The organism is Dyella sp. SYSU CM1112 (assembly GCF_058216415.1).
The window spans coordinates 20,421-34,746 of record NZ_JBZEGI010000008.1; the positions used below are offsets into that span (position 1 = coordinate 20,421).

At 57.7% G+C, this 14,326-nt stretch carries 9 protein-coding genes and 1 pseudogene; 6 read left to right on the forward strand and 4 right to left on the reverse strand.

Annotated features, from left to right (window positions below; genetic code table 11):
• The first annotated feature begins 81 nt into the window (after positions 1-81).
• From AC4HNJ_RS12620 to AC4HNJ_RS12635, 4 genes and pseudogenes are all read left to right on the forward strand, one after another.
• The gene (locus AC4HNJ_RS12620) at positions 82-1,533 is read left to right on the forward strand and encodes a bifunctional 2-methylcitrate dehydratase/aconitate hydratase (RefSeq protein WP_490479937.1); all 1,452 of its coding nucleotides are present in this window, start codon (positions 82-84) and stop codon (positions 1,531-1,533) included.
• A 310-nt stretch (positions 1,534-1,843) separates the two neighbouring features.
• The gene (locus AC4HNJ_RS12625) at positions 1,844-2,989 is read left to right on the forward strand and encodes an OmpA family protein (protein WP_490479938.1); all 1,146 of its coding nucleotides are present in this window, start codon (positions 1,844-1,846) and stop codon (positions 2,987-2,989) included.
• 313 nt (positions 2,990-3,302) lie between these two features.
• On the forward strand, positions 3,303-4,448 hold the full coding sequence (locus tag AC4HNJ_RS12630; RefSeq protein WP_490479938.1) for an OmpA family protein: 1,146 nt from the start codon (positions 3,303-3,305) through the stop codon (positions 4,446-4,448).
• A gap of 79 nt (positions 4,449-4,527) precedes the next feature.
• Positions 4,528-5,295 (forward strand): annotated as a pseudogene (locus AC4HNJ_RS12635) (pseudouridine synthase); the annotation flags it as partial.
• A gap of 243 nt (positions 5,296-5,538) precedes the next feature.
• Here the strand turns inward: AC4HNJ_RS12635 and kbl are convergent.
• The 4 genes from kbl to AC4HNJ_RS12655 form a co-directional block, all read right to left on the reverse strand.
• Positions 5,539-6,735, reverse strand: coding sequence for a glycine C-acetyltransferase (kbl, locus tag AC4HNJ_RS12640; RefSeq protein WP_490479939.1), 1,197 nt, complete (start codon positions 6,733-6,735; stop codon positions 5,539-5,541).
• 229 nt (positions 6,736-6,964) lie between these two features.
• Entirely contained in the window at positions 6,965-10,627 is a 3,663-nt protein-coding gene (locus AC4HNJ_RS12645; RefSeq protein WP_490479940.1) for a DUF748 domain-containing protein, read from the reverse strand.
• 270 nt (positions 10,628-10,897) lie between these two features.
• Positions 10,898-11,932 (reverse strand): L-threonine 3-dehydrogenase, encoded by a 1,035-nt coding sequence (gene tdh, locus AC4HNJ_RS12650; RefSeq protein WP_490479941.1) that lies wholly within the window; start codon positions 11,930-11,932, stop codon positions 10,898-10,900.
• Between the two features lie 135 nt (positions 11,933-12,067).
• A complete protein-coding gene (locus AC4HNJ_RS12655) occupies positions 12,068-12,781 on the reverse strand; it encodes a hypothetical protein (RefSeq protein WP_490479942.1) in 714 nt (237 codons plus the stop codon).
• A gap of 144 nt (positions 12,782-12,925) precedes the next feature.
• On the opposite strand from AC4HNJ_RS12655, the gene miaA reads away from it, so the two are divergent.
• Both miaA and hfq read left to right on the forward strand, forming a co-directional pair.
• Positions 12,926-13,873, forward strand: a complete 948-nt coding sequence (gene miaA, locus AC4HNJ_RS12660; protein ID WP_490479943.1) for a tRNA (adenosine(37)-N6)-dimethylallyltransferase MiaA — start codon at positions 12,926-12,928, stop codon at positions 13,871-13,873.
• Positions 13,874-14,039: 166 nt separating this feature from the next.
• Positions 14,040-14,321, forward strand: a complete 282-nt coding sequence (gene hfq / locus AC4HNJ_RS12665) for an RNA chaperone Hfq (RefSeq protein WP_490479944.1) — start codon at positions 14,040-14,042, stop codon at positions 14,319-14,321.
• Positions 14,322-14,326 lie beyond the last annotated feature (5 nt).

The following is a 14,326-nucleotide window of genomic DNA, read 5'->3' on the forward strand; positions in this document are numbered from 1 at the left end:
GTGGGGGCGCCGCGTTCAGTTGGCGGCGTTAAACAGGGCAGCCAGTTACAATGTACGTTTTCCTAACCCACGAGATCTCCCATGAGTGCGCACGATATCCGCTCTGCCAAGCGTCCTGATCCTGATCAACCGCTGGTCGACATCGCCCATTACGTTGCCGATTACCGAATTGATTCGACCGAGGCTTACGACACCGCGCGCTACATGCTGCTCGACTCGCTGGGTACGGCCATGCTGGCGATGAAGTTTCCGGAGTGCGTGAAGCATCTGGGGCCCATTGTTCCAGGCGCCACCTTGCCGGGGGGCGCGCGCGTCCCGGGTACGAGTTACGAGTTGGATCCGGTACAGGCGGCTTTTGCCATCGGCACGCAGATTCGCTGGCTGGATTTCAATGACACATGGTTGGCCGCAGAGTGGGGGCATCCTTCGGACAACCTTGGGGCAATCCTTGCGGTGGCGGATTACCTCGGACGCCAAGCCCAGCGCGAGGGCGGCAAGGCGCTGACAGTGCGAGATGTGCTGGCGTATGCAATCAAGGCCCATGAGATCCAGGGCTGTTATGCGTTGCTAAATAGCTTCAATCGTGTCGGACAAGATCACGTGATCCTGGTGCGTCTTGCCTCTACGGCGGTGGCCACGGCCATGCTGGGTGGTAACAAGGATCAAATCATTACAGCGGTGTCCCACAGTTGGATCGACAACGGTGCGCTGCGTACGTATCGCCATGCTCCGAACACGGGGCCACGCAAGAGCTGGGCGGCCGGTGATGCCTGCCGTCGCGCGGTTACTCACGCCATCAATGCAGTGTATCGCGGCGTCGTGGGGTATCCATCCGCCCTCACAGCCAAGACCTGGGGTTATTACGACGTGGCGTTCAAGGGCAAACCCTTCGAGTTCGAGCGCCCATTCGGCAGTTATGTGATGGAAAACGTGCTCTTCAAGATAAGCTTCCCTGCTGAATTTCATGCGCAGACAGCGGTTGAGTGCGCTATGAAGCTACACGCGCAGGTGGCCGGCAAGCTCGATCAGATCGAGAAGGTGGTGATCGAGACACAGGAAGCGGGCTGCCGCATCATCGACAAGACCGGCCCATTGGCCAATTATGCTGATCGCGACCATTGCATCCAGTACATGGTGGCGGTTCCGCTGATCTTTGGCCGCCTTACCGCGGATGATTACAACGATGACGTGGCGGCCGACCCCCGCATCGATACGCTGCGCGAGAAGATGGTGGTGACAGAGAATCCGCAGTTCACCAAAGATTATTTCGACCCGGAAAAACGCTACATCGGAAACTCGGTGCAAGTGTTCTTCAAGGACGGTTCCAGCACCGAGAAGGTTTCTATCGACTATCCGATCGGCCACCGCAAGCGGCGGGCGGAAGGTATCCCTGTACTGCTGAAGAAGTTTGAAGCTGCGATGCGCGGTCACCTGCCTGCCCATAAGGTTAAGGCCATTCTGGACATTACCGCGGACCCTGCGAAGCTTGATGCCATGCCGATCCATGCCTTCCTGGGCCTTTTCGCGAGTTAAACCTTCTAAATTTCTTCACGTTGTAAAGACAGCGTGAGCAGAAAATCTAAGGAGCATGAGCAAGAAGCCCTGTCTGGTTTCGACTGGACGGGCTTCTTGGTCAATATCAGAAAGTGGTGGTTTGTCCATGGGCGGGTTGGTGTCTTGATTTTGCAAACTGTTTAGTTTTGGTTAAACTGCGTGACACCGGGTGCGATCCACTGCAGGAAATTTCGTTGCCCGCGTAATTTGGTTATTTGGACGCGGTAAGACGGTTTTCCACGCTTGGCGGGATAAATGCCCTACTCATTAAGTAAAGAGGAGACACCTGATGAAACGTAAGGGCCTATATTTTCTGATTGCTCTTGCCCTGGGCGGCGTAGGTGCCGTTCACGCGCAGGACAATACGGCAGCTGCGGCAGGCAGCAGCACGGAGACCAGCGGAGCGCCGGCATGGCCGAACGGTTTTGACGACCGTTGGTACATTGCCCCGACGGTGGGTGGTTACTACAACGACACTGATCGCCACACGCGTAGCCGCCAGATTTTCTATGGACTGTCGGTCGGTAAATTCATCAGCCCGAACGTGGCGGTGGAACTGTTCGTGGACCGTACCAAGCGCAAGGCGGACACGGCGGTGTTTGGCCAGGGCAACAACTGGGCGAACAACAACTACGGCGTGTCGGCTCGCTATTTCTTCGGTGATGCCAATGCTTGGCGTCCGTACCTGATGGGCGGCGTGATGGGCAGCTATCACCACAACCCGCTCAACCAGGATTGGGCGCCGGCTGCGCAGGCAGGCGTGGGTATCTCCAAGTCGATCACGGACAGCGCGTCCTTCCGCGTGGAAGCGGCCTATCGCTACGACTGGGACGACAAGACCCTGCCGCAGCATAACGGTTATGGCGACTGGTACCTGGGCTTCAGCCTGGTGGCGAAGCTGGGTTCGGTGCCGGCTGCTGCCGCACCGCCGCCGCCGCCGCCGCCGGCCGCACCGGACTGCTCCAAGCAGTTCCGCAATGGTGTGAACCTGTGCGACAACAAGTGCCCGGACCTGCCGGAAGGCACGATCGTGGGTCCGGATGGTTGCCCGCAGAAGGTGGTGATCGACCTGAAGGGCGTGAACTTCAAGTTTGACCGTCCGAAGAAGGGTGAGACGAACATAGGGCCGACGCTGGCGGAACCGAGCTCGGATTCGCTGGCGATCCTGGATCAGGCGGTAGACACGCTGAAGCGCTATCCGCAGGTGAAGGTGATGGTGGCCGGCTACACGGACAGCGTGGGCACGGCGAAGTACAACCAGGGCCTGTCGGAGCGCCGTGCGAAGATCGTGTACGACTACCTGACCTCGCACGGTATCGACGCGAGCCGCCTGGAAGGGCCGGTGGGTCATGGCGAGGACGACCCGATCGACACCAACAAGACGGATGCGGGTCGCGCTCGCAACCGTCGTACGGAGTTGCAGGTCCAGCAGTAATTGGACGACGTGTTGTCAGGGAAAAGCCCGGCCTAATGCCGGGCTTTTCTTTATGGAAAATTCGCACAGGTTATAAATCGTATTCATACGTAACCAAATGCGTTATATAGCTGAACAAAGCTTCACTGAAACGGTATGCCTCACGAAAGACTGGCGTGCGAATCTCTTAACGGTTTTGCTACACTTTGCGCGCTTGCTGTTAGGGACACCAAGCAAGGTAGCGAATAAGTCCCCCCGCATACCTAAAGTTCTGCCGCGCGATTTCCGTCTGGGGTGGAATGGACGCGAACACCAATAATCGAGGAGACACCTGATGAAACGTAAGGGCCTATATTTTCTGATTGCTCTTGCCCTGGGCGGCGTAGGTGCCGTTCACGCGCAGGACAATACGGCAGCTGCGGCAGGCAGCAGCACGGAGACCAGCGGAGCGCCGGCATGGCCGAACGGTTTTGACGACCGTTGGTACATTGCCCCGACGGTGGGTGGTTACTACAACGACACTGATCGCCACACGCGTAGCCGCCAGATTTTCTATGGACTGTCGGTCGGTAAATTCATCAGCCCGAACGTGGCGGTGGAACTGTTCGTGGACCGTACCAAGCGCAAGGCGGACACGGCGGTGTTTGGCCAGGGCAACAACTGGGCGAACAACAACTACGGCGTGTCGGCTCGCTATTTCTTCGGTGATGCCAATGCTTGGCGTCCGTACCTGATGGGCGGCGTGATGGGCAGCTATCACCACAACCCGCTCAACCAGGATTGGGCGCCGGCTGCGCAGGCAGGCGTGGGTATCTCCAAGTCGATCACGGACAGCGCGTCCTTCCGCGTGGAAGCGGCCTATCGCTACGACTGGGACGACAAGACCCTGCCGCAGCATAACGGTTATGGCGACTGGTACCTGGGCTTCAGCCTGGTGGCGAAGCTGGGTTCGGTGCCGGCTGCTGCCGCACCGCCGCCGCCGCCGCCGCCGGCCGCACCGGACTGCTCCAAGCAGTTCCGCAATGGTGTGAACCTGTGCGACAACAAGTGCCCGGACCTGCCGGAAGGCACGATCGTGGGTCCGGATGGTTGCCCGCAGAAGGTGGTGATCGACCTGAAGGGCGTGAACTTCAAGTTTGACCGTCCGAAGAAGGGTGAGACGAACATAGGGCCGACGCTGGCGGAACCGAGCTCGGATTCGCTGGCGATCCTGGATCAGGCGGTAGACACGCTGAAGCGCTATCCGCAGGTGAAGGTGATGGTGGCCGGCTACACGGACAGCGTGGGCACGGCGAAGTACAACCAGGGCCTGTCGGAGCGCCGTGCGAAGATCGTGTACGACTACCTGACCTCGCACGGTATCGACGCGAGCCGCCTGGAAGGGCCGGTGGGTCATGGCGAGGACGACCCGATCGACACCAACAAGACGGATGCGGGTCGCGCTCGCAACCGTCGTACGGAGTTGCAGGTCCAGCAGTAATTGGACGACGTGTTGTCAGGGAAAAGCCCGGCCTAATGCCGGGCTTTTCTTTTGCCGATCATTTTAGTTTTCTAACGTCATGGCTAAATCAGGTATACGGCATGCTGCCACACCTACTCCGAACCCTCGGTTCGGGCTTGCACGTGTGCTTAGCAAGTTAGGTGTGTGTTCGCGGAACCAAGCCGAAAAAGCGGTGCGGGATGGGAGAGTGAGCGTGGATGGTCGCACTGTGCGCGATCCTGAGCGTGCGACGAATCCCGACCATCAACGCATTTGCTTGGACGGCAACCCAATCTCTGCCGTTGAGCGTGTCTACATCGTGCTCAACAAGCCTCGCGGTATCGTGGTGAGTGCTGCCGATGAGCGCGGGCGCGAAACGGTATATGAGCTGCTGGCGGACTCAGGCTTACCCTGGTTGGGTCCGGTTGGCCGACTCGACAAAGCGAGCGAAGGTTTGTTGCTGCTTAGCAATGACAGCAAGTGGGCTGAAATGCTCACCGATCCGCGTTATCACGTGGACAAGACCTATCACGTGCAGATCGACGCTATTCCTGACCAGACTCAGGTCGATCGCTTGATTCAAGGTGTTTCAGATAAAGGCGAGCGTCTGGCAGCCAAGCGAGTGTCGTTGCTGCGCGTGGGAGAAAAGAACGCCTGGTTGGAAATTACCCTCGACGAGGGGCGCAATCGCCACATCCGTCGCCTATTGGCAGCGGAGGGTATCGGTGTTCTGCGGTTGATTCGTGTCGCCCTCGGCAGCTTATCCCTGGGCAAACTTGCGAAAGGCCAGTGGCGGCACCTGACCGCAGCGGAAGTCACGAGTTTGGCTGGCCATGCGAGCGCTGCCGGGAATTTATCTGCGAGCGAAGCCGCGCAGGCGCGACCTGCAAAGTCCATTCAACTTCAATCTCGGCATGAGCGTGGACGGCATTCAACACGCCGTAGGTAGCACTGCGGCGTCACGCAGAGCTACGTTATTGCGTGTTGTGTGCCTTCATCATGCAGCTGCAATATGAAAAAGGAGCAATGGACTGCGGTGTTCCCATGCGCGCCGTTGCTGGGGCTTGCATGTGCTAGCCCCAGCACCGTATCAACCAATCACGCCCACTGAGCGCCCAACTTTAGTGAACGCAGCAATTGCGCGATCCAGATGCTCGCGCGTATGTGCCGCGCTCATCTGCGTGCGGATGCGTGCCTGTCCCTGTGGCACTACCGGATAGAAAAAGCCCGTAACGTAGATCCCCTCGTCAAGCAATGCGGACGCCATCGCCTGTGCTTTCTTCGCGTCATAGACCATGACAGGCACGATCGGGTGCACACCGGGTTTGATGTCGAAGCCTGCCTTGGTCATTTGTTCGCGGAAATAATGCGTGTTTTCCTGTACGCGCTCACGCAAGTCGCCGGCTGAACCGAGCATGTCGAATACTTTGATGGCGGCGGCGACGACGTGAGGGGGCAACGAATTGGAGAACAGATAAGGCCGTGAACGCTGACGCAGCATCTCGATGATGTCAGCATGACCGGTGGTGAAGCCACCCAGCGCTCCACCCAATGCCTTGCCTAACGTTCCGGTAAAGATATCGATCTTATCCATCACGCCATGCACCTCCGCCGAACCGCGCCCGTGTGGACCTAGGAAGCCCGTGCAATGACATTCATCGATATGCACCAGCGCGTTGTATTTCGCCGCCAGCGCCGTGATCTTGTCCAATGGTGCAATAAACCCGTCCATGGAAAACGCGCCATCGCTGGTGATCAGCTTGGTACGGGCACCTGCGGCGTCGGCCGCTTTCAATTGTGCTTCCAGGTCGGTCATGTCGCTATTGGCATACCGGAAGCGCTTGGCTTTACAAAGGCGAATGCCGTCGATGATGGATGCGTGGTTCAAAGCATCGGAAATGACGGCGTCTTCTTCCCCCAACAGCGGCTCATAGAGACCGCCATTTGCGTCGAAACAGGCTGCATACAGGATGGTGTCTTCAGTGCCGAAGAACTCGGCGATCTTTTTTTCCAGCTGCTTGTGCAGATCTTGTGTGCCACAGATGAATCGCACCGACGCCATGCCAAAACCGTGTGTGTCCAGCGCTTCCTTGGCTGCCTGGATAACGTCGGGATGATCCGCCAGGCCGAGGTAATTATTGGCGCAGAAGTTGAGCACTTTGCGACCGCCTTCAAGCTCGATCTCGGCCGACTGTGGCGACGTGATCACGCGCTCAGCCTTGAACAGGCCTTGCTGGCGAATGGATTCAAGTTCTTGGGCAAAACGTGCGTGGCCGGGATAACTCATGGGGGTGTGCCGCTGTAGGGAAAGCGTCCATTTTCGAACTTTCAAGCCTCGGGGGGAACCCGGAATTAGCCAGATTTGTATGTTCGGGTGATGAAGGACCTCGCGTGATGCGCGGTTTATTCCCGTGTACGCAAAGGCACGGCTGGTGATACGCCCTGCCGATGGCGCTCAGCAGCGCGCGCCGTGGTTCATCCAGCCCTTTTCCCATAACAGGGAAGAGGATGCCAGCCTACTGATGTAAGCCAAAGTCGTCGCGAGTGCTCTTGCCTTTGTCGTCGATGCCTTTCGCATTGAGCCTGGGAGCCAATACGAACACACGGTCATCTGCGATCTTTCCATGCATATATTGTCGCGCGGCATCGGCCCTGCGTTCTGCCAGATGGCGTAGAGCGTCCTGGTCGACCGTCACATTGGCCTCCATAAGCTTGATCATTTCCTCCGGAGGCTGTGATTTGGTCAGTCCCAGGAAGTCGCGCGGCTTCTTGAATTTCGCGTGTTTGTAAGCTTTGGTGAGATATCTGTTGTAGTCGTCGGTTCCCGGTTTGACAGGTGCGGCTTTGGCTGCCGCGGTGCCGATGTCGTCGGCCTCCTCTTTCTGCACCATGTCATCCACGGTCACCTTGCGCAGACCGTTCTCATCAAAAGCAGGATCGACCCTACCGGTAATGTCCAATTTCAACGAAGGCTTCTTGGTGAGAATGCCCACGATTTGGGCAAGGCGTGCATGAGCCTGTGCATCAAGTACTGCAGATCCCGGAGCAAATTCCACATACCCCAGGTCCTGCTGCCCTCCACCTGCTGAGGCCAGCAAGCGGAAGGGGGAGGTTACGGCGCGTTTGATTATGTTCACGAAAGCCTGCCAGATCACCCCGCCCAGGCTGAAATGGGGATCGTTCAACGAACCGGAGACGGGCACATGGATATCGATGTTACCGTTCGAATCCTTGAGCAACGCGACGGCTAGCTTTACCGGGAGATGGCCGATGCCGGGGCCTTGCATGCGGTCGCCGAAGGTCAGCTGATTGAGCATGATGTGGTTGTCGGCGTTGAGCTTGCCCTGATCGAGCTGGTAATGGACGTCCATTGTCAGGCGACCTTTGATGATCGGGTAGCCAGCGTACTTTCCGGAGTAAGGCGTCAGATGAGTCAACTCGACATCATCCGCTTTGGCCTTGATGTCCAAAAACGCGACGGGCGTAAGCGGGTTGATGGTCCCGTTGATGTTGACGGGCGAATTGTCGTCCAATTCCCCCTGAAGCGTTACGTCTGCCGGTGCGCCACTAGCGGATGTGCCAAAGGCACCAATCTTGCCGGCTAATTGGGTGATATTGGCCGTGTAATTGGGCTTAATGAAATTATCGGTGTAATTCAGATTGCCATTGGCCAGAATAATCTGGCCAATGTGGATTTGAGCTGGAGGTGCCGTTGCGATCGTTTCTGCTTGTACTGGCGTGGTGCCGGGCGATGTACCTTGCTCAGCAGGCGTATGGATTGTCGTTGTGGGTGAAGGGGGAGCGCTTGCTGCTGGAGCGGGGCCATTTTGTGCACGCGTCACGGAAACGGGTGCTTCAGCCGGATTGGAAATGACGTCTTGCAGGTTAAGGCGCCCGTTCGTATTGACGATGACGCGCGCATAAAAATCATTGAGGGCTAGACCGCCCACATCGATTTGAGGGGCACCTTCACCCATGCGCACTTTCAGGCCATTGGCCGCCAGCGAATTCCAGCGCAGAAAGTCGTCGTTGGAGACTTTGTCCAAAACACGCACACGTCCAAGTATGACTCGCCCTTGATAACTAACCAGGGGTTCCGGCTTGCGGTCACGGTAACGGACGCGGCCATTCGCACTTAGTTCTGCACTGTCGATGCGAACGTTCAGCGGCACCTGAATGAGCGACTCAAATGGCGCGACATCGAGTCGTGTGGCGACAATGCGCAAATTGGCGTCAGCCGGCTCCGGCTTCAGGGTACCGCTCACCTGGAACTTGCCGCGACCCATTCCGCCCTTCAGGTCCAGCTTGATCGGCTTGTGCATGTCATCGGAAAGTCCTGCCATGCTGAAGTCGTCGGCCTTAATCACCAAGCGACCACTTCTACTTGGAAGACCAGGGTCACGCAGCGTAAAGCTGCTGCCGTTAACCCTTAGCTGGGTAATGCTCCAATGCCATGCTGGTGCTGCTGCCTGTTTGCTCTTTGCGTGCGACGACGGCGATGTCTTCATCAGGTTTGCTAGATCGACCTTTCCACTTTTCAGGCGCCGTGCTTCGATCTTAAGACCTTGCAACGTGACATCGTCGAGTTGCGCCGTACTACTGCCCAAGTCCAAATGATGGATATCCGCCGTCAAGCTCTGCCATGTCACGGGTTTACGCCGGTGCTGTTCCAAAGCAAAATCGTTGGCGGTGACCTTGCTGTTATCCATCGTCAACGCGAGCGTTTTGCTCCAGTCGACCTGCACGTGTGCGTTGCCATCCAGGGTGCCACTGGCAATATCCGCATTGAGCATGGAAGGTGCCATAGCCATAAGCGGCTGCAGTGCCGCCTTGCTCATGTCCACCTTGCCACTAAAGCGGCTGGCGCTCATCAATAAGCTGCCGCTGGCATGAAGAGAGCCTCCGGCCAAATCGGATGTCAGATCGATCGAGCCTGGCTGCGTTGACACCGTGGAAAGAGCGTGAATCGTACCGTGCAGATTGTCCAGCAGCAGATGCGTCGGCTTGGGGCCGGTGAGGTCAGCGTAGTCGAGTGTGCTGTTTTGCAATGACAGCGCAGTGATTTGCGCGTCGGTAGGGTTCGCGTTCGGATCGGCCGGCTTGTCCTTGCCCAGCAAAGCATCGAAATTGGTGCGATTCCCCGGCAGGGCATCGTAGTAGAGTTTGGCGCCATCCAGCTGCAAGGCACTGAAGTGGTAACGGGATATCAATGGCTGTACATCGGCCAGCGCGGCGCTGCCATGCGCCAAGTCCAGCATCGGTGTGTTGGCATGCGTCGAGAGGACGAAATGGTCGAGCTGCAAGTTTCCCTGTAGCACCAATTGAGGAGTGGGTTTGGTCTCGACGAAATGCACATCCAGCTTGCCTGAAAGCTCCCCACTAGAAATAACCGCAGGCAGTTCCTCGGGCACGTAGCTGAGATACTTCGCCAAATCCAGGTGGTCCATGTTGAAGCTGATCACCGATTCATGGTTATCGGCAAAAGGTTTTGTCTGGCCCCGAATTTGTAGGGGACTGCCATCGACACGCATTGCCAGTAGCGGCTGCACAAAGATATTGGTGTCGTGCGGCAAGTTGGCCAGGAATGGAATGCCCAGCTCGATCTGATCGACGCGGTGCGTGGTATTTTGAACCTTGTCGTCGAACGTGATTTCGCCGTTATGCACGCTTATGTTTGAGAGTGCAAAACGGGTGGGTGAGGCGTTGGGGGCAGCGGGCTTGGAGGTGAAGCGCTGCACGATGTCGCTGAAATTGAAGACCTGCGGCGCCGTGCGTGTAATGTGAAACTGAGGGTGCTGCAGCGATAGTTCGTCGAGCACGGGTGCGAAGTGAAACAGGGATCCCCATGACGCACTGACCACCAGGGCATCGATATCCACAAAGGGTGACGTGCGATCCCGCTCGCCGATGTGCAGCTTATCGACTTCAAGCCGCATGGTGTAGGGATTGAGATGAATCGCGCCAATGGTGACCGGTCGGTCGAGTTGCGCCGCCAGTTGCTTTTGCAATTGACTCTTGATGATTCCGGGCGCGACGAAAAAACCGAACAGTCCGAACAGAATCAGAAGGACGGCGATGATGACTGCCGTGATGCGAAGGCGATGGGATCGAGACAGTCGTAATGCGTGTTCACGACCTGCTTTCATCCATGCGTTGAGTGGCCTGCCCCGGTTTGTCATGCCGTCGATGCTCCTCCGTTACATCGCGGACCGACTTGTGCGCGGTAGGAACCGTGCACTCCCTTAAGCCGTGACACTCACGTCGGCACGCTTGCGGCGCAGTGTAGCGTGCGATGCAGGGGATTGTGCACACGATCACGCGATTTCGTGCGGCTGTGCGGCTTTCACTCGCCTGGACCAAAAGAAAACGCCCCGCATGTTGCCGAAACATCGGCTTGCGGGGCGGTTTTCAGTGGGCTGCCTTCTGATCGGACGGAAGGGGCGCGGCGATCAATGCCAGGAGCAGACGACCTTGCCGCAGTTGCCTGCATCCATCAGGTCAAAGCCCTTCTGGAAGTCGTCAATGTGGATCTGGTGGGTCAGTACCTTTTGCAGCGGGAAGCCGGTAAGCACCATTTGGGTCATCTTGTACCAGGTTTCGTACATGCGGCGCCCGTAGATGCCTTGCAGGGTAAGGCCCTTGAAGATGACCTTGTCCCAATCAATGCCGGCCCCCTTGGGAAGGATGCCGAGCAGGGCGATCCTGCCGCCGTGATACATGCAATCAAGCATATCGTTGAAGGCACGCTGGTTCCCGCTCATTTCTAGGCCTACATCGAAGCCTTCCATGTGCAAGTCCTTCATCACATCCTTCAGCGACTGGTTCGACACGTTCACAACGCGCGTCGCGCCCATGTCGGCTGCCAGTTTCAGGCGGTAATCGTTGATATCGGTAACGACCACATTGCGCGCGCCAATGTGCTTGGCGATCCCTGCAGCGATGATGCCGATCGGGCCGGCACCGGTAATCAGCACATCCTCGCCGACCATGTCGAACTCCAGCGCACAATGCGCTGCGTTGCCGTAGGGGTCGAAGAACGCCGCCAACTCGGATGGAATCTGGTCGGGGATCGGCCAAAGGTTGGACGCCGGCATGGACATATACTCGGCAAACGCACCGTTGCGGTTCACGCCGATACCAACGGTGTTCGGGCACAAATGTTGACGGCCGGCGCGACAGTTACGGCAGTGGCCGCACACGATATGACCCTCGGCGGAAACGCGATCGCCGACTTTATAACCGGTAACGCCAGGACCGATCTCGACGATACGACCGACGAACTCATGGCCGATGGTGAGGCCGGGCTTGATCGTACGCTGTGACCACTCGTCCCACTTGTAGATATGCAGATCAGTACCGCAGATGGCGGTCTTCTCCAACTTGATCAGTACCTCGTTCGGGCCGGCTTCCGGTATCGGGACTTCCTCCATCCAGATGCCTTTTTCGGGGTTGCGCTTAACGAGGGCTTTCATAGTCTGCGGCATGGGGACTTCCAGGGACGAGCGGAGGGGAAGGCAAGCCGTCATTATATCTGCATGACCTAGATGGAACTTAGTGCGCTGCCGCAACAGCTAGGTGCATGAGCGCTTGCCATTTCACCTGCCGGACGCTTGTTGACCTCACATGTCCAGCCGGTCGTAAACGCGTTTGAACACAATCGGCTGCTCCACCTCATCGGTGCTCCATGTTTCCGTTACGGTCAAGTGGTGACCATCCGATGATCGGACCCATGTTTCGTCAAGTCGTGTGCCGTCGTCGAACGCCATCGACACTTGCATGCCGTTGGGTGTGAATTGCGTTTGCACTCGGGCATTGCTATTGAGGGTTTGGCGCGGAACGCCGTCAAATCGAGTATCGAGACGGTCGGTATTATTGAAGTCCACGCGCATACCCGTGCTGGTCTGCTGCACGTTCAAGAAAGAATCATCCGCGAGTAGCGGTGGGGTCGGATCTTTCGGTGGAGCGCTGTGATCGCCAGATGACTCCTGGGCGTCGTGGTTGCCGTGCCCACCTCCCCGCATTCCGTGCCCACCTCCCATGCCCCCCATGCCGTGCCCGCCACCGCCGCGGCCGCCCCATCCACCATTTGATGATGGCGACCCGCTGTTTGGATTTGCGGATGCAGGCTTCGACGAAGGCGCTTGCTCGCGCCGTTTTTCTTTATGCAGACGTTGTTCGATCACGATGCTGCTGTCGCTGTCTTTATCATCGAGCTGCCAGATGCCGCTGAAATCGTGGTCTGGAGAAGTGGTCTGGGCCGTGGCGCGTCCAATCACGAGTAATGCCGCTACAAGAACGAGGTACGGCACGCGACAAGGTTTTTGAAATGGCATGAGTGACCTCGTGATAAGGAGCAAGCGTCCATCGCGCTGAAACGCAATGAGAAAGTCCTGGCTCTCAACGCATAAGCGGCCGGTCAGTGCACACGCGGCCACAATCTGGCCCCTGGATGACAACATGCTCGATAAAATGGAGGGATGCCTGTTGATCGACGTCCTCTCGCCATCTTCCTTATGGGCCCGACCGCATCGGGCAAAACGGCGCTTGCCTGCAGCTTGAGCGAACGCTTCCCACTCGACTTGATCAGCGTGGATTCGGCCCTGGTCTATCGCGGCCTGAACATCGGCGCGGCCAAACCGGATGCCGCCACACTGGCTCGCTACCCGCACGCCTTAATCGATATCCGCGACCCTTCGGAGCCTTATTCGGCTGCCGATTTCAGCAAAGCTGCGCAGGCAGCGATGCAGGCCATCACTGAAGCGGGTCGAATCCCCTTGCTGGTGGGCGGTACTGGGCTTTATTTCCGCGCACTACAACAAGGCCTGTCCAGCCTGCCTGAAGCCGACGCCAGCGTGCGTGCACAACTTGCCGAAGATGCCTCCATGATCGGCTGGGTCGGTATGCATCGCCGGCTGGCAGAACAAGATCCGCAAGCGGCTGCGCGCATCAAGCCTGGCGATGTTCAGCGTATTCAACGTGCGCTTGAGGTCATTGTCTTGACCGGCAAGCCGCTCAGCGCGCAGCAGCAGGGGGGGCGTGGGCGTCCGTTTCCCTGGCGGGTCTTGAAGCTGGCCCTCTTGCCTGAAAATCGGGCCGCCCTGCATGCCCGGATCGCCAAGCGGTTCGAGGACATGTTGCGCCAGGGCCTGCTCGACGAAGTGCAAGGTTTGCGGCAGCGCGGGGATTTATCCAGCGATTTACCTGCCATCCGTGCTGTGGGTTATCGGCAGGCCTGGGAATATTTGGACGGACTTTACGATGCGGCTGAGTTGCACGATCGGGGCATCTTTGCCACACGTCAGCTTGCCAAACGGCAGATTACATGGCTGCGCGGTGAGCTTGATGCGCGGATTCTGGACCCTGAGCGGTTCGATGCACTCCTGGCATCGGCCGATGCCGTCGAGCTGTTTCTTGCTGGAATGTGAGATGCGCTCGTAAAGGTCATGACGCGGTTTTGTTATCTATTTGTCATCACTTACAAAACTCTTTCATCCACGATTTAAAAGCGGTTAACATTCAAGAACTCGGGTCGGGGCGTCGTTGGCGCCGCTTTTTTTCGGCCCATCCGATGTGATGAGGGGGAGAACAAAAATGTCAAAAGGGCAATCCTTGCAAGATCCATTTCTAAACGCACTGCGCCGTGAGCGCGTACCCGTCGCCATCTACCTCGTAAATGGGATTAAGCTGCAAGGCACGATCGAGTCGTTCGATCAGTTCGTGGTGCTGTTGCGCAACCAGGTGAGTCAGATGGTCTATAAACATGCCATCTCTACCGTGGTGCCCAGCCGCAACGTGCGTGTTGGCAACGGCCACGAAGGTCACGATGGCCACGAAAGCCACCTTGAGCACGTGTCGGCCGAAAGCGAAGGTTGATTAAC

Excerpts from the sequence above, each read along its gene's own strand:
- AC4HNJ_RS12620 (WP_490479937.1), top strand. The coding sequence starts at position 82 with ATGAGTGCGCACGATATCCGCTCTGCCAAGCGTCCTGATCCTGATCAA.
- AC4HNJ_RS12625 (WP_490479938.1), top strand. The coding sequence starts at position 1,844 with ATGAAACGTAAGGGCCTATATTTTCTGATTGCTCTTGCCCTGGGCGGC.
- AC4HNJ_RS12630 (WP_490479938.1), top strand. The coding sequence starts at position 3,303 with ATGAAACGTAAGGGCCTATATTTTCTGATTGCTCTTGCCCTGGGCGGC.
- kbl (WP_490479939.1), bottom strand. The coding sequence starts at position 6,735 with ATGAGTTATCCCGGCCACGCACGTTTTGCCCAAGAACTTGAATCCATT.
- AC4HNJ_RS12645 (WP_490479940.1), bottom strand. The coding sequence starts at position 10,627 with ATGACAAACCGGGGCAGGCCACTCAACGCATGGATGAAAGCAGGTCGT.
- tdh (WP_490479941.1), bottom strand. The coding sequence starts at position 11,932 with ATGCCGCAGACTATGAAAGCCCTCGTTAAGCGCAACCCCGAAAAAGGC.
- AC4HNJ_RS12655 (WP_490479942.1), bottom strand. The coding sequence starts at position 12,781 with ATGCCATTTCAAAAACCTTGTCGCGTGCCGTACCTCGTTCTTGTAGCG.
- miaA (WP_490479943.1), top strand. The coding sequence starts at position 12,926 with ATGCCTGTTGATCGACGTCCTCTCGCCATCTTCCTTATGGGCCCGACC.
- hfq (WP_490479944.1), top strand. The coding sequence starts at position 14,040 with ATGTCAAAAGGGCAATCCTTGCAAGATCCATTTCTAAACGCACTGCGC.